This window comes from Paraburkholderia sp. 32, from assembly GCF_050435345.1.
In the GTDB taxonomy this organism is placed as follows: Bacteria; Pseudomonadota; Gammaproteobacteria; order Burkholderiales; family Burkholderiaceae; genus Paraburkholderia; species Paraburkholderia tuberum.
In genome coordinates this window covers 577,018-600,406 of sequence record NZ_JBNDKD010000001.1, presented here as the reverse complement: position 1 = coordinate 600,406, position 23,389 = coordinate 577,018, and the positions used below count along the sequence as shown (strand labels likewise).

Annotated in this window: 21 protein-coding genes and 1 pseudogene; 10 read left to right on the top strand and 12 right to left on the bottom strand. The window is 64.6% G+C overall.

Going from position 1 to position 23,389, the window contains the following annotated elements:
* Positions 1-8: 8 nt before the first annotated feature.
* Positions 9-644, bottom strand: a complete 636-nt coding sequence (locus OKW26_RS02825; protein WP_090808454.1) for a helix-turn-helix domain-containing protein — start codon at positions 642-644, stop codon at positions 9-11.
* Positions 645-840: 196 nt separating this feature from the next.
* Positions 841-1,662: an isocitrate lyase/PEP mutase family protein gene (locus OKW26_RS02820; protein ID WP_429352626.1), complete on the bottom strand. Its 822-nt coding sequence runs from the start codon at positions 1,660-1,662 to the stop codon at positions 841-843.
* Positions 1,663-1,923: 261 nt separating this feature from the next.
* Between OKW26_RS02820 and OKW26_RS02815 the strand changes: the two genes are divergently transcribed.
* Entirely contained in the window at positions 1,924-2,235 is a 312-nt protein-coding gene (locus tag OKW26_RS02815; RefSeq protein ID WP_429352625.1) for a hypothetical protein, read from the top strand.
* Between the two features lie 188 nt (positions 2,236-2,423).
* Here the strand turns inward: OKW26_RS02815 and OKW26_RS02810 are convergent, their stop codons facing one another.
* The 3 genes from OKW26_RS02810 to OKW26_RS02800 form a co-directional block, all read right to left on the bottom strand.
* Positions 2,424-2,732, bottom strand: a complete 309-nt coding sequence (locus tag OKW26_RS02810; RefSeq protein WP_018424216.1) for a DUF4148 domain-containing protein — start codon at positions 2,730-2,732, stop codon at positions 2,424-2,426.
* A 192-nt stretch (positions 2,733-2,924) separates the two neighbouring features.
* Positions 2,925-4,019, bottom strand: coding sequence for an aldose epimerase family protein (locus OKW26_RS02805; protein ID WP_184057428.1), 1,095 nt, complete (start codon positions 4,017-4,019; stop codon positions 2,925-2,927).
* Between the two features lie 33 nt (positions 4,020-4,052).
* A complete protein-coding gene (locus OKW26_RS02800) occupies positions 4,053-5,273 on the bottom strand; it encodes a XylR family transcriptional regulator (protein WP_090808461.1) in 1,221 nt (406 codons plus the stop codon).
* A 270-nt stretch (positions 5,274-5,543) separates the two neighbouring features.
* Here OKW26_RS02800 and xylA point away from each other — a divergent pair, with 270 nt between their 5' ends.
* The 6 genes from xylA to OKW26_RS02770 all read left to right on the top strand — a co-directional run bounded on the left by xylA (position 5,544) and on the right by OKW26_RS02770 (position 13,955).
* The gene (gene xylA, locus OKW26_RS02795) at positions 5,544-6,866 is read left to right on the top strand and encodes a xylose isomerase (protein ID WP_429352624.1); all 1,323 of its coding nucleotides are present in this window, start codon (positions 5,544-5,546) and stop codon (positions 6,864-6,866) included.
* Positions 6,867-6,998: 132 nt separating this feature from the next.
* Positions 6,999-8,027: a D-xylose ABC transporter substrate-binding protein gene (xylF, locus tag OKW26_RS02790; RefSeq protein ID WP_184072156.1), complete on the top strand. Its 1,029-nt coding sequence runs from the start codon at positions 6,999-7,001 to the stop codon at positions 8,025-8,027.
* A gap of 94 nt (positions 8,028-8,121) precedes the next feature.
* Entirely contained in the window at positions 8,122-9,681 is a 1,560-nt protein-coding gene (xylG, locus tag OKW26_RS02785; protein ID WP_429352623.1) for a D-xylose ABC transporter ATP-binding protein, read from the top strand.
* Positions 9,678-10,877 (top strand): sugar ABC transporter permease, encoded by a 1,200-nt coding sequence (locus tag OKW26_RS02780; RefSeq protein WP_429352622.1) that lies wholly within the window; start codon positions 9,678-9,680, stop codon positions 10,875-10,877. Before xylG ends, OKW26_RS02780 begins: the two co-directional genes overlap by 4 nt.
* Before the next feature lie 290 nt (positions 10,878-11,167).
* Positions 11,168-13,438: a molybdopterin cofactor-binding domain-containing protein gene (locus tag OKW26_RS02775; protein WP_429352621.1), complete on the top strand. Its 2,271-nt coding sequence runs from the start codon at positions 11,168-11,170 to the stop codon at positions 13,436-13,438.
* A gap of 55 nt (positions 13,439-13,493) precedes the next feature.
* Positions 13,494-13,955: a (2Fe-2S)-binding protein gene (locus OKW26_RS02770; protein ID WP_429352620.1), complete on the top strand. Its 462-nt coding sequence runs from the start codon at positions 13,494-13,496 to the stop codon at positions 13,953-13,955.
* 214 nt (positions 13,956-14,169) lie between these two features.
* On the opposite strand, the gene OKW26_RS02765 is transcribed toward OKW26_RS02770, so the two are convergent.
* The 6 genes and pseudogenes from OKW26_RS02765 to OKW26_RS02740 form a co-directional block, all read right to left on the bottom strand.
* On the bottom strand, positions 14,170-15,756 hold the full coding sequence (locus OKW26_RS02765; protein WP_429352619.1) for an efflux transporter outer membrane subunit: 1,587 nt from the start codon (positions 15,754-15,756) through the stop codon (positions 14,170-14,172).
* Complete coding sequence (locus tag OKW26_RS02760; protein WP_187612142.1) at positions 15,753-16,760, bottom strand: efflux RND transporter periplasmic adaptor subunit; 1,008 nt, start codon at positions 16,758-16,760, stop codon at positions 15,753-15,755. The genes OKW26_RS02765 and OKW26_RS02760 overlap by 4 nt, the downstream gene beginning before the upstream one ends.
* On the bottom strand, positions 16,757-16,966 hold the full coding sequence (locus OKW26_RS02755) for a DUF1656 domain-containing protein (protein WP_090808477.1): 210 nt from the start codon (positions 16,964-16,966) through the stop codon (positions 16,757-16,759). Before OKW26_RS02755 ends, OKW26_RS02760 begins: the two co-directional genes overlap by 4 nt.
* A gap of 69 nt (positions 16,967-17,035) precedes the next feature.
* The gene (locus OKW26_RS02750; RefSeq protein ID WP_429352618.1) at positions 17,036-19,138 is read right to left on the bottom strand and encodes an FUSC family protein; all 2,103 of its coding nucleotides are present in this window, start codon (positions 19,136-19,138) and stop codon (positions 17,036-17,038) included.
* Positions 19,139-19,144: 6 nt separating this feature from the next.
* Positions 19,145-19,849 (bottom strand): MarR family winged helix-turn-helix transcriptional regulator, encoded by a 705-nt coding sequence (locus tag OKW26_RS02745; RefSeq protein WP_429352617.1) that lies wholly within the window; start codon positions 19,847-19,849, stop codon positions 19,145-19,147.
* Positions 19,850-20,014: 165 nt separating this feature from the next.
* Positions 20,015-20,434, bottom strand: a pseudogene (locus tag OKW26_RS02740) (ATPase domain-containing protein); the annotation flags it as partial.
* Positions 20,435-20,631: 197 nt separating this feature from the next.
* Between OKW26_RS02740 and OKW26_RS02735 the strand changes: the two are divergent.
* Entirely contained in the window at positions 20,632-21,072 is a 441-nt protein-coding gene (locus OKW26_RS02735; protein ID WP_429352616.1) for a hypothetical protein, read from the top strand.
* A 13-nt stretch (positions 21,073-21,085) separates the two neighbouring features.
* On the opposite strand, the gene OKW26_RS02730 is transcribed toward OKW26_RS02735, so the two are convergent.
* Positions 21,086-21,706 carry a histidine phosphatase family protein gene (locus OKW26_RS02730; protein ID WP_429352615.1) on the bottom strand — a complete coding sequence of 207 codons (621 nt, stop codon included), beginning with the start codon at positions 21,704-21,706 and terminating at the stop codon, positions 21,086-21,088.
* Between the two features lie 280 nt (positions 21,707-21,986).
* Between OKW26_RS02730 and OKW26_RS02725 the strand changes: the two genes are divergently transcribed.
* Positions 21,987-22,208 (top strand): CbtB domain-containing protein, encoded by a 222-nt coding sequence (locus OKW26_RS02725; protein ID WP_184011521.1) that lies wholly within the window; start codon positions 21,987-21,989, stop codon positions 22,206-22,208.
* An 11-nt stretch (positions 22,209-22,219) separates the two neighbouring features.
* A complete protein-coding gene (locus OKW26_RS02720; RefSeq protein WP_429352614.1) occupies positions 22,220-22,960 on the top strand; it encodes a CbtA family protein in 741 nt (246 codons plus the stop codon).
* The last annotated feature ends 429 nt before the right edge of the window (positions 22,961-23,389 follow it).

Here is a 23,389-nt window from a genome sequence, read left to right as displayed (position 1 = left end):
GCGCTATTTTATTTCTTCGCTGACTCGTTCGCGGCAGGCGGTGTATGCGGAAGGTCCGCATTGGTCGCCATCCACAACACTTCGGCGTCTTCCTCGCTGGTCGACACCGCCGCGTGACCCGTGCGGCTGTCGAAGTAGAGGCTGTCGCCCGTGTTCAGATGTGTCGGCGCGTACAGCTCCGAATAGAGGCACACGCTGCCGCTGATCACGTAGAGAAACTCCTCGCCTTCGTGGCGGCCCCAGTCGTCGAATGCATCGAGCGTGTGCGCCGAGATGCGGATGCGAAACGGCAGCATCGCCTTGTGCGCCAGGTCGGTGGCGAGCAACTCCATCTGATAGCCGCGATAAGCGTGGCGTTGGCCTTCGTTCTTGCGCGTCAGCGCGCGCCGGCCGCTTGCGCTGACTTTCGGCGTCGAGCCGAACAGTTCGCCAATTTCGATCTTCAGGCCCAGCACGATTTTTTGCAGCACGTCGAACGTGGGGGACATCAGGCCGTTTTCGACTTTCGACAGCGTCGAGCGCGAGACACCGCACAGGCGGCTCGCGGTTTCGAGCGTCAGATCCTGCGCTTGACGGGCGGCGCGCACGCGCCGGCCGAGATCGGTGGAGGACGTGTCGGCGGATTTGGTGAGGTGGGTGTCCATGAGGCTTGCTGCTGGTCGGGTATGCGCTTGATCGGGCGAATAATGTTTCCGATCATAACATTTGGCGTGGCCGGGGCCTTTGTGCGCCGATTCAGGCGTTCGTGCGCTTTTCTCATCGGAAACGTCGTGGCTTTTCCAATGAGTTCGACGCAGCGTGGCGATCTCACGTTGATGAGGCGTCCTTTGCGCGGCGTTTTCACGCGCTGCGATTGAAAAGCTCATTGAGCTGGGTGCCCGCCGTCGCGCCGGTGAAGTCGAAGCGGCCATCGGCCAGCGCCTGAGCGGCGTGCATGAAGCCACCCCACGCCGCGCGCGCGAGCCCGCCGCCGACGCTGATCCGCCGCACGCCGAGCGCGGCCACGTCCTGCAACGTCAGGGTCGATGTCGAGCCGATCAGCAGATTGACGGGCTTCGGCGCGACGGCCGCGACCACCGCTTCGATCTGCTCGCGCGTCTTGATGCCGGGCGCATACAGGCAGTCGGCGCCCGCCGCCGCATAGGCCTTCAGACGCGCAATGGCATCGTCGAGATCGGGTTTGCCGGCGAAGAAATTCTCCGCGCGGCCGACGAGCAGCGTGTCGCCGCCGTTCTGATCGATCGCACGTCGCGCCGCGCTGAGCCGCTGCACGGCGACGTCGACCGGAAACAGCGGCGCGGCGGGGTTGCCGGTCGAGTCCTCGATCGACAGACCCGCGACGCCCGTTTCCACCGCGAGCGTCACGCTCTCGGCGACTTCTTCCGGGTCGCGGCCGAAGCCGTTCTCGAAGTCGGCGTTGACCGGCAGATCGGTCGCGTCGACCATTGCGCGCAGGTGCGCGAGGATCGTTTCGCGCGGCAATGTGTTGTCCGCATGTCCGGTCGACCACGCAAAACCGGAACTCGTCGTCGCGAGCGCCTTGAAGCCGAGTGTATGAAGATAACGGGCGCTGCCCGCGTCCCACGGATTGGGCAGCACGAAACAGCCAGACGAGTGCAGCGCGCGGAAAGCGGCGCGTTTTTCAGCGGCGGTGCGGGGCATCGCATGTCTCCTTGGTGTGAGGGAGCGGCTCCCTCGTTGAGGGGAAAACGCCGCGCCAACTGTTGCGCAGGCGAATCGGCATTCACCAGGGGAAAGTCTATGTCCATATCGAAACCGTGGTTGATGAAATGGGTGGCGACTTTCACAGACGTTTCCAATAATTCAAAATGACGACAGGCGAAGAAGCCGGTTCAGAGATGCGAAGGGCCGCGTGGGAAGACGGCATTCGCGACGAGGTCATTTCCCCAAAGGAGGCACAACATGAACATCACGACCCGGATGCGGTCGATCCCTGCCGTGTTGGTGCTCACGCTCGTTGGCTGCGCCGCGGGCGGCGGGAATGGCGGCGCGCAAACGCATCTGAGTGCAACGCAATGCCGCGATCTGACCGACCTCAGGAACAAGGCACCGGCCACGCACCAGCGGAGCATGAGCGAACTGACAGCGCTGCAGCAAGCGGGCTACCACCCTGAACGACGCTTTGATCCTGACTATCCGGCGAGTCTCGAGCGCGCGCAGAGGCAGGTGGACATCTGGTATCAGGCGGAATGCCCGCAGGCACGGGCTGGGTGAATCTGCCGCGGCGTCAGAATTGGCGGTACGTTGTTAGTGCCGCATAAACGTAAAGAGCGGGCGCATGCCTTGAAAACATGCGCCCGCTTCATATCGGTTCGAAACGGCGAAAACCGCAAAGAGGGGAAAGGGCCGTTAACTCGAGAATCTTTCCTCGCTACGGACATTCGCTATACGTTCGGGACTCGTCACTGACCGTCCGGATTGACCCACATCGGATGATGGCCCGCTTGCGATGATCCGCCCATCGACGACCCATAGCCAGACGTGTCGCCTTGGCCCTTCGCGTTCATCGCGGAGACGCGTGCCTCGGCCGCCTGGATGTCCGCGGGATACTGGGCATCGAGCACGATGGCCGGGTTATAGCCAATCTGTTCGAGTTGCTGCACCTGTGCCTTGACTTCGGCCCGCGTGATCGGCTGTTCCGATTGCGCGAACGACGCGACCGGCGCAGCGATCAGGGCCGTAAGCGCAACTGCCTGGATAAGCGATTTCATGATGTTTCCCTCCGTAGTTGTCTATCCGGCACCGCAGCGATACCGGTGCCATAAGCGCAGTCTAGAGGGGGGTGAACTTGGGGAAAACCACTAGCCGACTAATTCAGTATTGCAAAGAACAGGTAGTCGGCGAGCTGTAATCTCGCCGTCGCGGGTTCTCGTAAAACAGCGCAAAAGCGGCCGTAAATCTGATCACACACCTTTGCGCACATCGACGCGATAACTCGTGATTTGCCGATAAGTATCTCCGGGTCGCACGATCACTTCGTTGTGCCCGGTCATATTGACCTCGTTCGGGAAACCGCCCGCCTCGAGGCACAAGCCGGCGTGCCGTTGATAGCGGACACCGCCGCGTCCCGGGTTGCCGTTCAACGCGTTGCCCGTGTAAAACTGCAAGCCCCGCTGATCGGTCGCGACGGTCAGTTCGCGTCCGCTGCCCGGATCGTATGCCCAGGCGACTTCGCGCAGCGGCGGCGCGTGGCCGTCGTTGCCCTGCATCGCGTTTGCCGGCGCCTCGCGCAGCACGTAGCAATGATCGAAGCCGCCGGCGCGCGCGAGTTGCGCGTGCGGCCAGTCGAGCCGGCCGCCGATCGGCGCGCTCTGCCGGAAGTCGAATGCGTTGCCCGCGACGTCGGCGAGCTTGCACGGAATCATCGTCGCGTCGACTTCGAAAAAGCGCTCGGCGTCGATCGACAGCACGTGGCCGCGAATGTCGGTGCCCGCGCGCCCGGTCAGGTTGAAGTAGGGATGGCTCGTCAGATTGAGCGGCGTCGGCGCGTCGGTGATCGCTTCGTAGCCGATCGTCAGCGTGCCGTCGTCGTCGAGCGAATAGCGTACTTGCACCGTCACGTTGCCCGGAAAACCGGCATCGCCTTCGGGCGACTCGAGCCGCATCAGCAACGCGCCGTCGTCCTCGGCGACCTCCCACAACGCCCGATGAAAACCGACCGTGCCGCCGTGCAGCAGATTCGGACCTTCGTTGCGATCGAGCGTGTACTCGATGCCGTCGAGCGAAAAGCGCGCGCCCGCAATGCGATTCGCCCAGCGGCCGATCAGTCCGCCCATGTAGGTCGAGGCCGCCACGTATTCGGCGGGCGTGTCGTGACCGAGCAGAATATCGCCGAGACGTCCGGCGCGATCCGGTGCGTGCCACGAAACCAGCGTCGCGCCGAGGTCGCTGATGGCGACTTTCATGCCGTGCGCGTTGCGCAACGTGTAAAGCCGTACGCGATCGCCGCCCTGCAGCGTGCCCCACGGCTCGGAAGAGAGTTGTGCGATGCTGATCATGTGGTCAGTGCGAAGAAAAAATAGAAAGCATGCTCAGCCAGCGGTTTTGGTCTTCGGGCCCACGCGCTCCTGGTATTCGCGCGGCGTGCAGCCGAGTTCGCGGCGGAATACCGCGTACATGTATTGCAGCGACGTGAAGCCGCAACGGATCGCGACTTCCGCGCTCGACGCATCGCGTTTCGCGAGCAGCGACTTCGCGACGTCGAGCTTGTGGCGCAGGATCTCCTGATGCACGGTGCACTGACGCTCGCGCCGGAAATACTCTTCGAGCGACGAACGCGACACGCCCACATAGTCGGCCACCTGCTCGGTGCGGATGCCCTGGCACGCGTACTGGCGAATGAAATGGCGGGCGCGCATCACGTAAGGACTCGCGAGCGGCTGATGCCGCGTCGATTCGAGCACGTTGATGCCGACCGGCGGCACCAGAATGCGGCGCCCCGGAAAGCGCGCGCCGTGCAGCATCTGATGCAGGATATGCGCGGCGGTACGGCCCATTTCCTCGGTGCCCTGGATCACCGACGACAGCGGAATGCGCGTCAGCGTCCGCGTGAGCGGATCGTTGTCGATGCCGATGATCGCGACTTCCTCGGGCACCGGAATGCCCGCGATCAGACATGCCTGCAGCAAATGCCGCGCACGCGCGTCGGTCACCGCGATGATGCCGACCGGCTTCGGCAGTTGCCGCAGCCAGGTGGTCAGCTGTTCGATGGCCTGGTTCCAGGACGGCGCGCTCGTCGACAGACCGCGATAGATCTCGCTATCGATCTGCGCCGCGCTGCGTCCGTCGGCGCTGCGCAGATGCGCGAAGGCGAGTTCGCGCTGTTGCGCCCAACGGTTTTCCTGCGCCTGCGGCAGGCTGTACAGCGCGAAGTTTTCGAGGCCCGCGCCGATCAGGTGCGTGTACGCGAGCGACACGAGCTTGCTGTTGTCGGTCGCGATATAGGGTAAATCCGGGGGGTACTGCGTCGGATCCTCGTACGACGAACCGACCGCGACCACCGGCAGTGGACAGTCGCGCAGGGCTTCGTCGACGGCGGGATCGTCGAAGTCCGCGATGATGCCGTCGCCGTCGAAGCGCTGGATACCCGCGAGCCGGCAGCGGAAGTCTTCTTCGAGGAAGAGATCCCATGCGACGCGCGTCGACAGCAGGTAGTTGCCGATGCCGGTGATGATCTCGCGATCGTAGACCTTGTTCGCGTTGAACAGCAGCGCGATGCGATGGGTTGTCTGAGGTGCTTGTGGACGGGTCATGGCGGTGAGCGGCGGGTGGCTCGATGGACCACGCGCCTTTGTCTCCATTGTGTCGGGTGCCTGGGAGCAACCCCGTTTTTAAGCGTCTGGTTATTCTAGGCGCCGAATCGCGCGACGGCAGTAAACAAACGCGCGGGCGGTAAGAAACATCAAGCGCGCTGCGCAATTTCGCAATTGCCGGCACATCGTGCAAGCGGCAGCATGGCGTCACTTTGTCGGCCTGCGCGGCTTCTCGCGTGGGTTGCAACGCAGCATACATTGGAGACGCCGATGTCCTACTTCGAACACATTCCAGAGATCCGTTACGAAGGCCCGCAATCGGACAACCCGCTCGCGTACCGTCACTACGACAAAACGAGGAAGGTACTCGGCAAGACGCTCGAGGAACATCTGCGTATCGCCGTCTGCTACTGGCATACCTTCGTATGGCCCGGCGTCGATATCTTCGGTCAGGGCGCGTTCCGGCGGCCGTGGCAGCAACCCGGCGACGCAATGGAGCGGGCGCTGCAGAAGGCCGACGCCGCGTTCGAATTCTTCTCGAAGCTCGGCACGCCGTACTACACGTTCCACGATACCGACGTCGCGCCCGAAGGCGCGAGCGTGAAGGAATACAGCGAGAACTTCCTGCGCGTGTCCGACTACCTCGCGCGCAAGCAGCAGGATACCGGTGTCAAATTGCTGTGGGGCACCGCGAATCTGTTTTCGCATCCGCGTTACGCGGCCGGCGCCGCGACCAATCCGAATCCGGAGGTTTTCGCCTTTGCGGCGACCCAGGTGCGTCATGCGCTCGACGCGACGCTGCGCCTCGGCGGTGAAAACTACGTGTTGTGGGGTGGCCGCGAAGGCTACGACACGCTGCTGAACACCGACCTCGTGCGCGAGCGCGAGCAGTTCGCGCGCTTCCTGCAAATGGTGGTCGAACACAAGCACCGGATCGGTTTCAAGGGCGCGCTGCTGATCGAGCCGAAGCCGCAGGAGCCGACCAAGCATCAATACGACTACGACGTCGCGACCGTGCACGGCTTCCTGCTGCAGCACGGCCTAGACAAGGAGATTCGCGTCAACATCGAGGCGAATCACGCGACGCTCGCGGGGCACTCGTTCCATCACGAGATTGCGACCGCATTTGCGCTCGGCATCTTCGGTAGCGTCGATGCGAATCGCGGCGATCCGCAAAATGGCTGGGACACCGACCAATTTCCCAACAGCGTCGAGGAACTCACGCTGGCCTTATACGAAATCCTGCGCCACGGCGGTTTCACGAGCGGCGGCATGAACTTCGATGCGAAAGTGCGGCGCCAGAGTGTCGATGCGGAAGACCTGTTTTATGGCCACATCGGCGCGATCGACAACCTCGCGCTAGGCCTCGAACGCGCCGCGGTGCTGGTCGAAAACGAGCGCCTCGAGCAGTTCAAGCGGCAACGCTACGCGGGCTGGGATGGCGAGTTCGGCCGCAAGATCCTGTCCGGCGGGTATTCGCTGTCGACGCTCGCCGCGGACACGCTGGCGCGCGATCTGAATCCGCGGCATGTGAGCGGGCAGCAGGAACACATGGAAAACATCGTAAATCAGGCGATTTATAGCGGACGTTGAATAAAGATCGCGCGGCCACGTCGACCGCGCGCACCAGCAAGCTGTGGGTTGTCGCTTGTCCGAGTCTGCGGCTCGCAGCGCAGACCGATATGTCCGGTATTCCGGCTATCACTACACAAAAAGGAGACATCAATGAAATTCGCAATGCGTCGTAACGTCCTGAGTTCGCTGTTGTGCGGCGCGGTACTCGCCAGCCTGTCGCTCGCCGCGCCGCTCGCGCACGCCAGCAAGGCTCATCCGGAAATCGGCTTCTGTATCGACGATCTGCGCGTCGAGCGCTGGTCGCGCGATCGCGACTATTTCGTCGCCGCGGCGGAAAAGCTCGGCGCGAAGGTGTCGGTGCAATCGGCCGATGCGAGCGAAGAGCGCCAGATCTCGCAGATCGAAAACCTGATCTCGCGCGGCGTCGACGTGATTGTGATCGTGCCGTTCAACTCGAAGACGCTTGGCAACGTCGTGGCCGAAGCACGCAAAGCGGGCATCAAGGTCGTGTCGTATGACCGCCTGATTCTCGACGCCGATATCGACGCCTATATCTCGTTCGACAACGAGAAGGTCGGCGAGATGCAGGCGCAGGGCGTCTATGACGTGCGGCCGAAGGGCAACTACTTCCTGCTCGGCGGCGCGCCGACCGACAACAACGCGAAGATGCTGCGCCAGGGCCAGCTGAAGGTGCTGCAACCGGCGATCGACAAGGGTGACATCAAGGTGGTCGGCCAGCAGTGGGTGCCGGAGTGGAGCGCATCGACCGCGCTGCGCATCATGGAAGACGCGCTGACCGCGAACAACAACAAGATCGACGCAGTCGTCGCGTCGAATGACGGCACCGCGGGCGGCGCGATCCAGGCGCTCGCCGCGCAAGGCCTCGCCGGCAAGGTACCGATCTCGGGTCAGGATGCCGACCTCGCAGCCGTGAAGCGCGTGGCGGCCGGCACGCAGACGATGACGGTCTACAAGCCGCTGAAGCTGATCGCGAGCGAAGCGGCGAAGCTGTCGGTCGCGCTTGCCAAGGGTGACAAGCCGGCGTTCAACGCGCAATACGACAACGGCAAGAAGAAGGTCGATACGGTGCTGCTGCAGCCGACCAAGCTGACCAAGGCGAACCTCGACACCGTCGTGAAGGACGGCTTCTACACGCAAGAGCAACTCGCGAGCAAATAACACAGAGACGGGCTATGTGAACGCCACGCTCCCGGGTCATCGCGCCCGGGAGCGTGATCGAACATCGGCCCAACTTGCAGCGAGGCAATAGCGAATGACGCAACCTGTTCTGACGATGCGCGGCATCGTCAAAGCTTTTTCCGGCGTGAAGGCACTCGACGGCATCGATCTGACCGTATCGCCGGGCGAATGCGTGGGCCTGTGCGGTGAAAACGGCGCGGGCAAATCGACGCTGATGAAGGTGCTGTCCGGCGTGTATCCGCACGGTACCTGGGATGGCGAAATAACCTGGGAAGGCCAGCCGCTGAAGGCCGCGAGCGTACGCGACACCGAACGCGCGGGCATCATCATCATTCACCAGGAACTGATGCTCGTGCCGGAGTTGTCGGTCGCGGAAAACATCTTTCTCGGCAACGAAATCACACTGCCCGGCGGCCGCATGAACTACGCGGCGATGTATCAGCGCGCCGACGAACTGTTGCGCGAACTCGGCATCAGCGGCATCAACGCCGCGCAGCCCGTGATGAACTACGGGGGCGGCCATCAGCAGCTGATCGAAATCGCGAAGGCGCTGAACAAGCGCGCAAAGCTGCTGATCCTCGACGAACCGTCGTCGTCGCTGACCGCCTCCGAAATCGCGATTCTGCTCGATATCGTGCGCGATCTGAAACGGCGCGGCATTGCCTGCGTGTACATTTCGCACAAGCTCGACGAAGTCGCGGCCGTCTGCGACACGATCAGCGTGATTCGCGACGGCCGCCATGTCGCGACCGAGCCGATGCACGCCCTGACGACCGAGCGGATCATCTCGCTGATGGTCGGCCGAGAGATCAAGAACCTGTTTCCGCGCGAGCCGCATCCGATCGGCGACGTGATCTTCGAAGCGCGCAACGTGACCTGTTTCGACGTGACGAATCCGCGCCGCAAGCGCGTGGACGACGTGTCGTTCTCGTTGCGGCGCGGCGAAATTCTCGGTGTCGCCGGGCTCGTCGGCGCGGGCCGCACCGAACTGATGCAGGCGGTTTTCGGCGCGTATGCAGGCATCAGCGAGGCGCACGTCATGCTCGACGGCAAGCCGCTGAAAATTCGTGCGCCGATCGACGCGATTCGCGCCGGCATCGCGATGGTGCCCGAGGATCGCAAACGCCACGGCATCGTGCCCGGCATGAGCGTCGGCCATAACATCACGCTTGCGGTGTTGCAGCGTTTCGCGTCGGGCGGACGTATCGATTCCGCGGCCGAACTCGACACGATTCAGACGGAAATGAAACGGCTTTCCGTGCGCGCCGCGAATCCGATGTTATCGATTGCAAGTCTGTCGGGCGGCAATCAGCAGAAGGCCGTGCTCACGCGCATGCTGCTGACCAACCCGACCGTGCTGATTCTCGACGAACCGACACGCGGCGTCGACGTCGGCGCCAAATACGAGATCTACAAGCTGATCTTCCAGCTGGCGCAGCGCGGCATGTCGATCGTGATGGTGTCGTCCGAATTGCCGGAAGTGCTCGGCATCAGCGACCGAGTGCTCGTGATCGGCGAAGGCGAGTTGCGCGGCGACTTCATCAACGACGGTCTCACGCAGGAAGACATTCTCGGCGCCGCGATCCGCCCCGTGCACCTATCTTCGAACCCAACCGCAGCGAGTGCCGCATGACTCCCGAAGTAACTTCCCAACGCACCGACAACGCCGCGCCGCGAGGCGCATTCGGCGGCACGCAACGGATCCAGCAACTGTTCGCGCGCTACAAGATTCTCGCGCTGCTGATCGCCGTCGCCGTGATCTGGATTTTCTTTTCGGCGCTCACGCACGGCGCGTTCGTCACGCCGCGCAATCTGTCGAATCTGCTGCGGCAGATGTCGATTACCGGCATGCTCGCGTGCGGCATGGTGTTCGTGATCATCGCCGGTGAAATCGATCTGTCGGTCGGTTCGCTGCTCGGTTTGCTCGGCGGCGTTGCGGCGATTCTCGACGTGAACCGGCACTGGCCGATCGGCGTGACGATTCCGGTCGTGTTGCTGCTCGGCATCGCGGTCGGCGTGTTCAACGGCTGGTGGTCGACGTATCGGCGCGTGCCGTCGTTTATCGTCGGGCTCGGCGGCATGCTCGCGTATCGCGGCATTCTGCTCGGCATTACCGGAGGGTCGACGATCGCGCCGGTGTCGGACAGCTTCGTGTTCGTCGGCCAGGGCTACCTGCCGCGGCTCGCCGGCGACACGCTCGCCGTCGTGCTGTTCCTGCTGCTGGCATTCCTGACGATCCGCCAGCGCGCGAATCGGCAGCGTTATCAGTTGCGCGTCGTGCCGTTCTGGCAGGACGTCGCGAAGGTGATCGGCGCAGGGGCGATTCTCGCCGGCTTCATCGCGATGCTCGACAGTTACGGCGGCATTCCGGTGCCGGTGTTGCTGCTGCTCGCGCTGCTCGGCGTCTTCACATGGATCGCGACGCAGACCGTGTTCGGACGCCGCATCTACGCGGTCGGCTCGAACCTCGAAGCGACGCGGCTGTCGGGTGTCAACACCGACCGCGTGAAGCTCGCGATCTTCGCGCTGATGGGGCTGATGTGCGCGTTTGCCGGCATCGTCAACACGGCGCGGCTCGCGGCCGGTTCGCCGTCGGCGGGCTCGATGGGCGAACTCGACGCGATCGCCGCGTGCTTTATCGGCGGCACCTCGATGCGCGGCGGCTCCGGCACCGTGTATGGCGCGCTGATCGGCGCGCTCGTCATGGCGAGCCTCGACAACGGCATGTCCATGCTCGACGTCGACGCGTTCTGGCAGATGATCGTGAAGGGCGGCATCCTCGTGCTGGCCGTGTGGATCGACGTGGTGTCGGGTTCGAACCGCCGTTGATCCGGTCGCATGATCGCCTGATTGACTCAAGCGCAAGGTTCGCGGTGTACCGGCGGTGACTTACGCCGGCACACCGCCGCCTCTGCGCGGTCGCAGTTAATGAAACACCCCACGACTTTCCCCCGCCGCTTTCAGTCCCCGCCTTCCCACGCCGCACGGCCGCTCGAGGTTCACGCGCGCATTTAAGTCTCACGCTCGCCGATTCGTCTTATTACTATTCGCAGACAAAGACGGGTGCATCGGCGCTGTCGCCGCTTTCCTACCATCGAGCCAGCCGGGCGAGCCATGCCATGTTGACGCGCAGAACCTTTCTGCTTGGCGGCGCCAGTGCGTTGGGCGGGCTGCTGGTCGGCTGGGCCGTAGTGCCGCCGCGCCAGCGCCTGATGACGTCGACGCCGCTGCCGACGCAAGGCACTCAGGTGGGGCTAAACGGCTGGGTCAAGATCGACGCCGACAACCGCGTGACGATCATGGTGCCGAAGGCCGAAATGGGGCAGGGCATCCATACGGGGCTTGCGATGCTGCTCGCCGAGGAGCTCGACGCCGACTGGCCGCAGGTGAAAGTCGAAGAGGCGCCGATCGACCGGATCTACAACGCGGTGCAGAGCATCGTCGACGATCTGCCGTTTCGCCCCGACGACGACAGCTACATCCGGCGCGGCACCGTGTGGATCACGAGCAAGGCAGCGCGTGAGATCGGCACGATGATGACGGGCGGCTCCTCGAGCATGAACGATCTCTGGACGCCGATGCGCGAAGCCGGCGCGTCGGCGCGTGTGATGCTGATCGCGGCGGCGGCCGAGCGCTGGGACGTGCCGGTCCGCGAATGCCGCGCGGAAAAGGGCTACGTGCTGCACCCGTGGGGGCACAAGGCGACGTTCGGCGAGTTGTCGTCGATGGCCGCGCGCCAGCCGCTGCCGCGCAGCGTCGTCCTGAAGCAGCCGGCCGACTTCAGGCTGATCGGCCAGCCCGTGCGGCGCATCGAAGCCGCGTCGAAAATCGACGGTGCGGCGCGCTTCGGCATCGACGTGTTGCCCGACGGTTTGGTCTATGCAAGCGTCGTGATGTGTCCGACGCTCGGCGGCACGGTCGCGCATTTCGACGCGACGCCCGCGCAAAAGATACGGGGCTTCATCAAGGCGTTCGCCGTGCCGCCGTACGCGGGCGGCACCGGCGGCGTGGCAGTGATCGCGGACAACGCGTTTCGCGCGATGAGCGCGGTCGAGGCGATCAACGTGACCTGGCATGACGGCGCGGCCGCGAAGGTGTCGAGCGCGGCGGTGGACTGCCGCCTCGTCGAGGCGCTCGACCATACGGACGGTCACGTGTATTACCACGTCGGCAACGTCGACAACGCGATGAGTCGCGCGGCGCGCACGATCGAAGCGGTCTATCACGCACCGTATCTCGCGCATGGCGCGGTCGAGCCGCTGAACTGCACGGTGCAGGTCGCGGACGGCGCGGCGACCGTCTGGGTGTCGACGCAGATGCCGCGGCTCGCGCGGCATCATGCGGCGAAAGTGCTCGGCCTCGACGTCGATCTCGTCGATGTACAGACGCAGTTGTTGGGCGGCGCGTTCGGCCGGCGCCTCGAACTCGATTTCGTCGCGCAGGCCGCGGCGATCGCGCGCGAGGCCGATGGCCGTCCGGTGCAAACCATCTGGTCGCGCGCGCAGGACTTCACGCACGACTTCTACCGGCCCGCATGCGCGGCATGGCTTCAGGCCGGCTTCGACGAGCACGGCACGCTGGTCGCCTGGCACGCGAAGTCGGCGGGTCAGGCGATCGTGCCGGATGCGCTCGCGCGTTACTACGGCGTGCCGCACATCCCGATCGACAAGACCACCTGCGAAGGCGCGTTCGATCAGCCCTACGAGTGGCCGGCCGCGCGCGTGTCGCACAAGATAGTCGAATTGCCGGTGCCGATCGGCTTCTGGCGCTCGGTCGGCCACTCGCATCAGGCCTTCTTCACCGAGAGCTTCACCGACGAAGCCGCCGCCGCGGCCGGCCAGGACCCGATCGCGTTTCGCGCGATGCTGCTCGTGCAGCATCCGCGTCATCTGGCGGTCCTGAAGCGTGTCGAGAAGTTGTCCGACTGGGGGCGTCCGCTAAAACCCGCCGCCGATGGCGCGCGTTGCGCTCATGGCGTCGCGTTGCACGAGGCGTTCGGCAGCGTGGTCGCGCAGGTCGCGGAGGTGTCGATCGGCGCGAACCGGCAGATTCGCGTGCATCGGGTGGTGTGCGTAATCGATTGCGGCTTGCCGGTGAATCCGAACCTGATCCGTCAGCAGATGGAAGGCGGCATCGTGTTCGGGCTGTCGAGCGCGTTGCAGAACGAGATCACGATCGTCAACGGCCAGGTGCAGCAGAAGAATTTCGTGGACTTTCCGGTCGTGCGGATGAACGGGTGCCCTGCGATCGAAGTCGACATCATGCCGAGCCAGCTGCACCCGCAAGGTGTCGGCGAGCCGGGCGTGCCGCCGATCGCGCCGGCGGTGGGCAATGCGGTGTTCGCACTGACGGGGCAGCGTTTGCGGACGCTGCCGTTGCGGCTTGCATGACGGACGGTGGATGAGCAAAAGCTTGCGGTGTAGCGCGGCGACTCAGGAGGCAAGCATGGCGGTACTGAATATCAACGGACGCAAGGTGAAGGTCGATGCCGATCCGGACATGCCGCTGCTATGGGTGCTGCGCTGCGATCTCGGCATGACCGGCACCAAGTTCGGCTGCGGCGTGGGCATCTGCGGCGCGTGCACGATCAATCTCGACGATGCCGCGTGCTTCGCGTGCCAGACGTTGATGTCGAGCCTGCATACGCAGAAGATCACGACGATCGAGGGTTTGCAGGGACGCGAGGCGCAGGCGCTGAAGGCCGCGTGGATCGAACTCGACGTGGTGCAGTGCGGTTATTGTCAGAGCGCGCAATTGATGGCGGCTTGCGCGTTGCTGAAGCACAAGTCCGATCCGACCGATGCCGACATCGACGAGGCGATGACGCCGGTGGTGTGCCGTTGCGGCACGTACCCGCGGGTGCGGGCGGCGATACATCAGGCGGCGGCGAAAGTGCGGAACAGCTAGCCACTCTTTCGGTCCACCGCCCGCCCAACTCAATTCGCCAACATTTCGACCACCGCAACCACCGCGGTGAAGATACCGATGCATCCGCCCAACGTGACTACACCCTGCATGAATGGCGACATACGAGACCTCGTAGCGTGAAGTGGTGTCACGTATTTAACCGAAAGTGAAAGCAAAAGGAAAGATTGTCAAAAATAAATCGTAAGACGGCCGATCAAGGCGCTTTCTCAGTTGCGGCCGTCGACGCTCCCGACTTCGCGGACGGCTTGGCCGCGACAGGTGTTGCCTTCAGCTGCGGCCGCGTTTCACCCGGCGTGCTTTGCCCGCCAACTTCCCACCCACCGCCCAGCGACAGGAACAGATTGACCTGATCGATCGCCACCTGGCCCTCCGCCGCCGCGAGCTGCGATTTCGTGGCCGTCAGCGTGCGCGTCGCGTCGAGATCGGAGATGAACGACTCGCGCCCGGCGCTATACAGCCGATGCGTTTCATCCGCCGATTGCGCCGCCGACTTCAGCGCCGCGCGCAGCGATTCGGCGCGCGCGTAATCGGACGCGTAGGTCGCGAGGTTGGTCTCGGTTTCGCGCAGCGCGGTCAGCACCACGCCGTCGAACTTCGCGAGCGCGACCTGGCTCGACGCTTCGGCTTCGTGGACCCGTTGGCGCGCGCCATTGGCCGGGAAGGTCCAGCTGATCAGCGGACCGAAGGCCCAACGCGCCGTCGGCGAGGTGGGAATGTCTTCCAGAATGCCGGTGAAGCCCGCCGACGCGCCAATGCTGATGCTCGGATAAAGCGCCCCGGTCGCGACGCCGATGCGCGCCGTCGACGCCGCGAGCTGACGCTCGGCTTCGTGCACGTCCGGGCGTCGCCGCAGCAGCCCGGCGCCGTCGCCGATCGGAATCGGCTGGTGGATTTGCGGCAGCCGGTCGCAGGCGAGCACGGCCGGCGGCAATTGCGACGGCGCCTGGGCGAGCAGCATCGCGAGCCGGTATTGTGCGATCTTGCGGCGCGCGGTGTAGCGCGGAATGTCGGCCGTCAGAGTCTCGACCTGAGTCTGGCCGCTCGTGACCGCGGTCTGGTTTCCGCGTCCCGCGTCGCGCAGACGGCGCGACACGTCCACGCGCTCCTTCTGTAGCGCGAGCGATTGCTGCGCGATGCGCAGCTCCTCGGCCGCCGAGCATTGTTCGACGTACGAGCGCACCACGTCCGCGACGACAGTGATGCGCGCGAGGTCGCCCGCGGCTTCCACGGCCTCGGTGTCCGCGGCCGCCGCTTCGACGCCGCGGCGCAGCTTGCCGAACAGGTCGATTTCGTACGAGACGTTGATGCCCATGTCACCCAGGTTGGCGACCGGCAGTTTCTCGAAGAGCAGGTATTGCTCGGCCGATTCCTGCGCGCGCTGGATCGCCACCGACGCGTTGCCCGAAAAACCGCCCTGCGCTTGCGCTATGCCCAGCGCCTCGCGAGCGCGCGCGAGATTCGCGGTCGCGACGCGCAGGTCGGTATTCGATTTCAACGCCTGGTCGACCAGACCGTTCAGCACCGGATCGTCGTACAGCTTCCACCAGACGGTCGGCAGATTGAGGGTTGACGTCAGCTTGGGATCGGCGCCCTCGATCGCTCCGTTCGCGAGCGGGGCATTGACGAGCGCCTGTTTCGGCAGCGTGTAGTTCGGCCCGACGTTGATGCAGCCGTTCAGCGCGACGGTGAGCGGCAATAACGGCAGCAGCGGCAGCAGCGGCAGCAGCGGCAGCAGCGGCAAGCGCGGCGCCAGCGAGGACAAGGTACGCACGAACTTCATTGCGACGCGCCCGACGGTGCGGTGCCCGACCCAGCGGACCCGGACGCCACCGACGAACCCGGTGCCACCGGCGCAGCCGAAGCGGCGACCGTGCCAGATGCGCCACCCGTGCCCGACACGGCTCGTCTCCTGAGCGGCGACAGGTCACGCACCGACACCGTCGCGGTACGCCCCGCGATCAGGCGGAAATCAGCGGGCACTTCATCGAGCGCGACCCGCACCGGAATGCGCTGCGCGAGCCGCACCCAGCTGAACGCCGGGTTCACGTTCGGCAGCAGATTGGCGCTTTGCGTGCGGTCGCGGTCTTCGATACCGGCGACGATGCTCTGCACGTGCCCGCGCAGCGGCTTCGGCTCGCCCATCACGATGATGTCGACCGGCTGGCCGATGTCGATGCCGCGCAGCTTGGTTTCCTCGAAGTAGCCGTCGACGCGGAACGAATGCATGTCGACCACCGCGACCACCGCGCGGCCGGCCGCGACGAATTCGCCGGCGCGCGGCGCGCGGTCGTTCAGATAGCCGTCTACCGGGCTTTTGATCGTCGAGCGCTCGAGGTTCAGCTTCGCGGTGTCAATCGCGACGTTCGCGTCGGCGAGCGCGGCTTCGCCCGCCTCGACGCGCGAGCGGCTTTCTTCGAGTACTTCGGCGGCGACGAGGTTGCCGAGCTGACGATTGCGCGCGTATTCGCGGCGGGCCTGATCGAGCGTCGCGCGGCGCTGCTGCGCCGTTGCCTCGGCCTGACGCAATGCGAGCGTGTAGCGCGCCTGATCGATCCTGAACAGCACCTGGCCCTGCTTGACCTGCTGGTTGTCCATGACCTCGACCGACGAAATCAGTCCCGACACGTCGGGCGCGACCTGGATCACGTCGGCGCGTACGCGCCCGTCGCGGGTCCACGGCGCGAACATGTAGTAGTTGACGAGTTTCCACAGCACCAATGCTGCGACCACTACGACGATCAGGGTCAGCAGGATCTGACCGACGGAGAACCAGGTTTTTTTCACGTTATTAGTCTGTGCGAAACGACGACGACAAGGCCCAGCACCAGCACATAGACGCCGAGATCGAAGATGGAGCGATGCCAGACGAAGCGGTAAAAGCCGGTGTAATCGAGCGCGGTGCGAATGCCGAGGTTGATCAGATACGCGATCAACATCAGCACCAGCACGGACGGTACGAACACGCCGAAGATATCGATTTCACCGATCATCGCGGGAACTGGAAAAAGGGAGGGCGGGGTGCGCAAGCGGGCGCAAGCAGGGGCGCAAGAATGGGTGCATCACGCGGCGGCCTCCGGTTCGGTCGGCGTTGGTTTCGTGAGGGTCGCCGGAAACAGCGAAAGACGCAAGCCGACCAGCGCGTGCAGCGCATCGCGCAACTGACGCGCCGAGGTCTGCGAGGTCTCGGTCGGCGCCGCGGCATTGGCGAGCCCCTGCGCGGTGACGCGCGCGACGGCCACGTCGATCAACGACATCAGGCTCTCCGGCACCGGCTCGCGGTGGCGTCGATCGATGCAGCTCTCGTAGTATGTACGCACTCCATCGAGAACATGGTCGATCGCGCCGGCCGCTTCGCCGCCGAGCTTGCGTGTGAGGCGGCGCAGGTCCAGCGCATTGAACCCGATGCGCAGATCGCGGAAGCTCTCGATCGACGGATGGCGGTAGTCGTCGGTGGCCGCGAGGCGCGGGATCAATTGCATCAGCCGGTCGAGCATGCGCGCGGCGAGATTGCGCGGGTCTTCGATCGGCCGCGTCGACGCGCTCAGCGCGACGTCGGCCCAGCTCGAGCGCAACAGGCGCGCCGCGGCCAGCTCGGCGCCGAATGGGCGCGTTGCACGGGTCCACAGGTATGCATAGAGCAGGCCGGAGAGGCCCGCGAGGTTGGCGTTCAGGAACGTCAGGAAGTTCGCGTCGTACGCGTCCTGAATGCTGATGAAGGTGGCCGTGTTCACCGCGACCAGCACCGTCACCATGTTGAACTGCGGGCGCGGAATCAGCGTGCCGACCAGAATGAACGGCGCGGCGAACAGGATCACCAGCATCGGGAAGTCGTGCACCTGCGGCAGCACGACGAACAGATAGAGACCCGCGGCCACGACGGCGACGCCAGTCGCGAGGAAGAAGCGGAACACGAACGGCGCGGGCTCGTCGAGCGCGGCGAAGAAGCAGCAGGCGACCGCCGCGAGCGTGACCGCGCTCGCGCCGTCGTTCCAGCCCGAGCCGATCCACAGCGCGCACGCGAGCACCACAGCCGCGGCCGCCGACACGGTCGCGAACAGCATCATGCCGCGATCGTAGAAGCGCTCGGTGCCGCCGAGTCGCCAGTGACGGAAATGCGGCCGCCACGAACCTTCCTCGCGCGTGATGATGATGCGCAGCGAGCGGCAGTCTTGCCACACGTCGATCACTTGCGCGAGGCGCCATAGTGCATTCGACAGCAGCGCGCCGTCCCAATGCGTGAGCGCGGCGGCGGGCGGGTGCATCGCGGCGATGCGCGCGCGCAGCGCGTTGGCGGTCTCGTCCGCGTGATAACCCTCGCTCGGCGCGGGCAGCGGTTGGTTGAACCACTTGATGACGTCGTCGATCAGCGTCTGAAGTCCTTCGGGCCAGTGTTGCGGGCCGTTGTTGTAGAGCGCGAGCAGCGGATCGGCGAGCGACGACATGATCGGCAGCAGCAGTTGCATGCGGCCACGTAGTTCATGCGCGCGCGCGAGGACGTCGGGCCGCGTGTGATCGTAGGCGAGCTGGCTCAGCAGCAGTTCGAGACCGTTGATCGTGCTCGCGAGGCGTTGCCGAGCACCGGAAATCGCCGAGCTTGCGATACGGCCCGACAGCGTTTCGGTCGCGTAGAACGCGGCGTCGCGAAACCATGCGTCGGTGCGCTCGATGATCGTCGGCGCGAGCCGGCTCGGGAACACCGCGCTGCCGACGATGCTCGCGCACACGATGCCGAGAATGATCTCCTCGGTCCGGCTCACGGCGAGATCGAAGACGCCGGTCGGATTCGTCACCGACGGCAGCGCGATGATCGGCATCGTGTAGGCCGCCAGCATGAACACGTAGCTGCGCGCGGTGCGGTCGGACACCGCGAGGTAGAGCATCGTGCCGGTCCACGCCGCGACGATCACGCTGAACAGGTACGGCGATTCGACGAACGGCGGCACCAGCAGCACCGCGCCCGACGCGCCGAGCGCAGTGCCCAGCGCACGATAGATCGCCTTCGAGCGGGTCGCGCCGACGAACGGGTTCGACACGATGTAGACGGTCGCCATCGCCCAGTACGGCCGCGGCAGTTCGAACGCGAGGCCGATGTAAAGCGCGAGCATGGCCGCGGCGAACGTTTTGACGGAAAACAGCCAGTCGCGGAGAGTGGGATAGACCATAAACCGTTACGCGGAATCGGCGTTGTGCGGCACGGTGGCTCGCGCGCGGCTCTTGGTGGACTTGCGCGCCTTGGCGGTGCCGCGCGATTTGCCGGCCGTTTTGGCAGCGCTTTTGCCGCTCGTCCGTTTGACCTTGCTGGCAAGCGCCTCGCCTTTGGCGGGCTCGCGCTTCGCCGACGAGGTGCGCTTCGTCGCCTCGTGCCTGACCGATTCCGGGCGCACCGGCTGCGCGCGTTCGTGACGCGTGTCGCGCTCGACGCTTCCCGGTTCGGCGCGTCCGGCGGCATCGGCCGTGAATGCGCCGAGCACGCGCAGGGCGGCTTCGAGATCGTCGCGCGATACGCCTTTGAGCGCCTGCGCGCGCAACGTGACCAGCTCCTCTTCCATCTTCGCGGTGACGGCGCGGCCTTCGTCGGTCAGTACGACGGTCTTCGCGCGGCGGTCTTCGGGATCTTCGTCGCGGCGCATCAGGCCGGCCGCGCACAACTGGTCGAGCAGCCGCACGAGGGACGGCCCCTCGATGCCGATGTGATCGGCGAGCGTGACCTGACGCACCGCCGAGCCGAGCCGGCTCGCGGTCAGCAGCGGCGTCGCGCACGCTTCGGATACGTTGAAGGCCGCGAGCACACCATGACTCGTGCGCCGCCACTTTCTGGCGGCGACGACCAGCGTGCTGCTGACGGTGCGGCGCAGGGCATCGAGATTCGACATGGCCGGTATTGTATTTCCAAAATATTCGTTAGCAAACTATTGAATTGGAAATCGTGGCCGAACCGGAGGAGTCTGCGGCGCGAATGCGACAGCGGCATTAAATCGGTGGCCAGGAGCTGGGCTTACAGAATCGTTGGGTGTGCGGTGCGCCGCGATTCAATGGGCGGACAGGCTGTCCAGGACGACGCGCGCCGGCTTCAGTTCGTCGACGTGCTCGATCACGTTGCGCACGCTTTCGCCGAGTTCGACTTCGGCCGGGTGCAGCACGGTCTGTTCGTATTGCGGTTCGAGCCCAACTTCGGGCAGTTGCTCCAGTATCGTGAAACGGCTCAGATCCCAGCCATGGCTCGCGCCGATCGCGAGCAGTTCAGCACGGGTTTCGGACAGCGCGATATAAAGGCCGGTCTGCCCTTCGTGCAGGCCCTTGAGTAAGAATTGCAACGCGAGGGTGGTCTTACCCGTGCCTGGCACGCCCTCCACGAGGTACATGCGGTTCGGCGTAAGACCACCGCCGAGAATGTCGTCGATGCCTTCGATGCCCGACGATATGCGGGCGGGGGTAGGGGCGGCGGTAGTGGTCGACATGATGGTTGAAATGACGTCGGCAGTGGCTTTGATCGAAACGGGCGCGATGTCGCGGCCGGTATGGCGCTATGCAATTTGTGTGCCGTCGTGCATTGCCTGCGTGCTCGGGCCTCACGCGCATGGGCATGAAGCGTGCTGTTAAAGGTGGCTCGCTGCGAGTTTTTCTTCAGCAGCACTTTGGAAGCTTCACGCACACCATGAAAAGCTATCGACTTTCCGCTATCGCGCTTACCGCGGCATCGCTCGTTGCGCTGCTGCCGGTCAGTGCATCCGCCGACGATAGCCCCAGACCTTGCGGTGCGCTCAAACGGATCGTGGCCGCGGCGCCGGACGGCTTCGCCTCGCTGACACCCGACGACGGCAAAGGCGTAGCGCAACCTTATGGCGATGACGCGCAATGTTCGGCCGCGCATCGAAGTTTCCAGTGCACGTGGACGCCGCATCAGGCGGCGGGCTCGAACGCGGATGCATTGGAAGCGGTCGCGGCCGACGTCGCGTCGTGCCTGCCCGATGCAACGCACGATCAGAATTCGCCGGGACGTCAGCACTTTTATCTCGGCGCGAAGGATCGACGCACCGAAATCACCCTGACGCCCGAGGGGTCCAACCGGTTGCGGCTCGTGGTGTCGGGCAGGTAAGCGGCGGTGCCGTTCAGGCGCTGGCGGCCGGCCACCACGACCAGCCGCGTCGCGAGTGGCGTAATTCGACGACCGACAGCGGCGCGATCTCGATGCGACAGAACACGGTTGGCGATGCGCCGAGGGCGTGCACGATTGCCGCTCGCAGCAGAGTCGCGTGGGTGACTGCGACGATGGTTCGACCTTGCGCAGAGGCCGCGAAGCTTGCTTCGTTGACGGCATTGCATGAACGCACGTCTGCCTGCTGCGCGTCGAGCCACTCTCCAACCCGCTGCACGAGTTGACCGAACGATTCGCCGCCGGGCGGCGCGGCGTCGGGCTCGCGTGTCCAGGCGGCGAGTTCGCGGGGCGTTGCGTCGGCAATGGCCGCGAGGCGCTGGCCGCGCCATTCGCCATAGTCGATATCCGCCAATGCGTCGGCAGGCGTGGCGCTCAGACCGAGCGCGGCGGCCGTTTCGCGCGCGCTGGCGGCGGGGCTGGTGAACACCGCGCCGTCGGCGGGAAGCGCGAGACGCGGTCGCGCCGCTTCGGCTTCGACGCGACCGCGCGCGTCGAGCGGATCGTCGGCAGGGAAGCGGCCCGCGCGCTGCGCGGCCGTTGCCGCGTGGCTCACCAGTAATAGTCGCGTATCCATTCTTTGCCTTGGCGCCTCATTCGTACTTGCCTGCGTGGTTTCATCGGCGCGCGGCGCGCGGCTCGCGGCGCGCGTTGCGAGGTAGCCCTCGCCGTCACGAAAGCCGCAGTTTAGCGGGTAGAATACCGACACTGCGAAGCACGGAAGCCGGTGAGAGCCCGGCGCGGTCGCGCCACTGTAATCGGCATTGCAATCCACAAGAGCCGAAAGCCAGACCCGAGCTTCGCACCATTCCTCTGCAATCGACTTTCGGGGCGCGTCACCCCAGGAGATGTCCATCATGACCGAAGCTGTTCTCGATCGCGCCGCGCAACCGGCGGCCCAGCCCACTCCCATTCCTTTGCGCGAACTGCTGCCATGGGTCGTGTTCGGCGGCTTGCTGCTGTTGCTCGCGCTTTACTTCGTTGGTGCGGAACAGGGCGCGACGTCGCTCGTGCCCGGCATGTACGTGCATGAGTTCGTGCACGACGGCCGCCATCTGCTCGGCTTTCCCTGCCACTAACGGAGTTCGACATGGTAGGTAAATTGTTGGTGCGCGGGATGCTCGCGGGCATCGTCGCGGGCTTGCTCACGTTCGCGTTCGCGCGAATCGTCGGCGAACCACAGGTCGATCAGGCCATTTCATTCGAAGAAAAAGCGGCCGCCGCGCGCGGCGAGGCGCGCGAGCCCGAAATCGTGAGCCGTCGTACGCAGGCTGGCCTCGGCCTGTTGACTGGCGTGGTCACGTATGGCGCGGCATTTGGCGGTCTGTTCTCGCTGGTGTTTGCGTATGCGTATGGACGCGCGGGTACGTTGAGCGTGCGCGCGCTGTCCGCGTGGCTCGCGCTTGGCGCGTTCATCACGCTCGTGATCGTGCCGAATATCAAGTATCCGGCCAATCCGCCGTCGGTCGGTGATCCGGAGACGATCGGCACGCGCACGGGCCTGTTCTTTCTGATGATCGCGATTTCGCTCGCGACGATGGTGTTTTCGCTGAAGGTGCGGCGTCGCGCGGCGGCGAAGCTGGGTGCGTGGAACGGTTCGATCGTCGCGGGGCTCTTGTTCGTCGTGGTCATCGCGGCCGTGCAACTGTCGATGCCGGTCATCAATGAAGTGCCGGCCGCGTTCCCGGCTGTGCTGCTGTGGAAGTTCCGCGTCGCGGCGATCGGCATGCAGGTGGTCATGTGGACGACGATCGGGCTGCTGTTTGGCGCGATGGTCGAGCGCAGCGCTTTTATGCGTACGAATGCGCGGGTGACGATGAAGTCCGCCTGATTGTGACGGTGACACGCGGCCGCGCAAGCGGCCATTCTCGCGCGCAACGCGCGAGAATGGTTTTGGATCAAGCACTTGGCGCGGTTGTGGAGTGGTTATCCACAGCCTTGCGAACATTTTCTGTGGAAAAGCTGCTTAACGGCTTTTCGCAACTCCACTCATCTCTCCCTTTCGCCGCGGCGCTCCGGAGAATTCAATTGGAAGCCTAACTAATTCAGGTTGCACGCGGCGCTGCTCATTTTTTAAGCTCTTCAACTTTTTAAAATAAATTGTGAGAAGGGTATTGACGTGTTGTTGACCGCTCTCCATAATCTCGCTTCTCTGCTGCAGACGCAGCGACGCAAACGAAGCAGTGCCGGGTAGTGGTGGTTCAGGCGCGGCGGGTTTGGCGGACCGATCTTTAAAAACTAACAGTCGATAAGTGTGGGC

Excerpts from the sequence above, each read along its gene's own strand:
- xylG (WP_429352623.1), top strand. The coding sequence starts at position 8,122 with ATGACGCAACCTGTTCTGACGATGCGCGGCATCGTCAAAGCTTTTTCC.
- xylF (WP_184072156.1), top strand. The coding sequence starts at position 6,999 with ATGAAATTCGCAATGCGTCGTAACGTCCTGAGTTCGCTGTTGTGCGGC.
- OKW26_RS02725 (WP_184011521.1), top strand. The coding sequence starts at position 21,987 with ATGACCGAAGCTGTTCTCGATCGCGCCGCGCAACCGGCGGCCCAGCCC.
- OKW26_RS02805 (WP_184057428.1), bottom strand. The coding sequence starts at position 4,019 with ATGATCAGCATCGCACAACTCTCTTCCGAGCCGTGGGGCACGCTGCAG.
- OKW26_RS02800 (WP_090808461.1), bottom strand. The coding sequence starts at position 5,273 with ATGACCCGTCCACAAGCACCTCAGACAACCCATCGCATCGCGCTGCTG.
- OKW26_RS02750 (WP_429352618.1), bottom strand. The coding sequence starts at position 19,138 with ATGGTCTATCCCACTCTCCGCGACTGGCTGTTTTCCGTCAAAACGTTC.
- OKW26_RS02775 (WP_429352621.1), top strand. The coding sequence starts at position 11,168 with ATGTTGACGCGCAGAACCTTTCTGCTTGGCGGCGCCAGTGCGTTGGGC.
- OKW26_RS02820 (WP_429352626.1), bottom strand. The coding sequence starts at position 1,662 with ATGCCCCGCACCGCCGCTGAAAAACGCGCCGCTTTCCGCGCGCTGCAC.
- OKW26_RS02745 (WP_429352617.1), bottom strand. The coding sequence starts at position 19,849 with ATGTCGAATCTCGATGCCCTGCGCCGCACCGTCAGCAGCACGCTGGTC.
- OKW26_RS02815 (WP_429352625.1), top strand. The coding sequence starts at position 1,924 with ATGAACATCACGACCCGGATGCGGTCGATCCCTGCCGTGTTGGTGCTC.
- xylA (WP_429352624.1), top strand. The coding sequence starts at position 5,544 with ATGTCCTACTTCGAACACATTCCAGAGATCCGTTACGAAGGCCCGCAA.
- OKW26_RS02810 (WP_018424216.1), bottom strand. The coding sequence starts at position 2,732 with ATGAAATCGCTTATCCAGGCAGTTGCGCTTACGGCCCTGATCGCTGCG.
- OKW26_RS02755 (WP_090808477.1), bottom strand. The coding sequence starts at position 16,966 with ATGATCGGTGAAATCGATATCTTCGGCGTGTTCGTACCGTCCGTGCTG.
- OKW26_RS02825 (WP_090808454.1), bottom strand. The coding sequence starts at position 644 with ATGGACACCCACCTCACCAAATCCGCCGACACGTCCTCCACCGATCTC.
- OKW26_RS02765 (WP_429352619.1), bottom strand. The coding sequence starts at position 15,756 with ATGAAGTTCGTGCGTACCTTGTCCTCGCTGGCGCCGCGCTTGCCGCTG.
- OKW26_RS02770 (WP_429352620.1), top strand. The coding sequence starts at position 13,494 with ATGGCGGTACTGAATATCAACGGACGCAAGGTGAAGGTCGATGCCGAT.
- OKW26_RS02735 (WP_429352616.1), top strand. The coding sequence starts at position 20,632 with ATGAAAAGCTATCGACTTTCCGCTATCGCGCTTACCGCGGCATCGCTC.
- OKW26_RS02780 (WP_429352622.1), top strand. The coding sequence starts at position 9,678 with ATGACTCCCGAAGTAACTTCCCAACGCACCGACAACGCCGCGCCGCGA.
- OKW26_RS02730 (WP_429352615.1), bottom strand. The coding sequence starts at position 21,706 with ATGGATACGCGACTATTACTGGTGAGCCACGCGGCAACGGCCGCGCAG.
- OKW26_RS02720 (WP_429352614.1), top strand. The coding sequence starts at position 22,220 with ATGGTAGGTAAATTGTTGGTGCGCGGGATGCTCGCGGGCATCGTCGCG.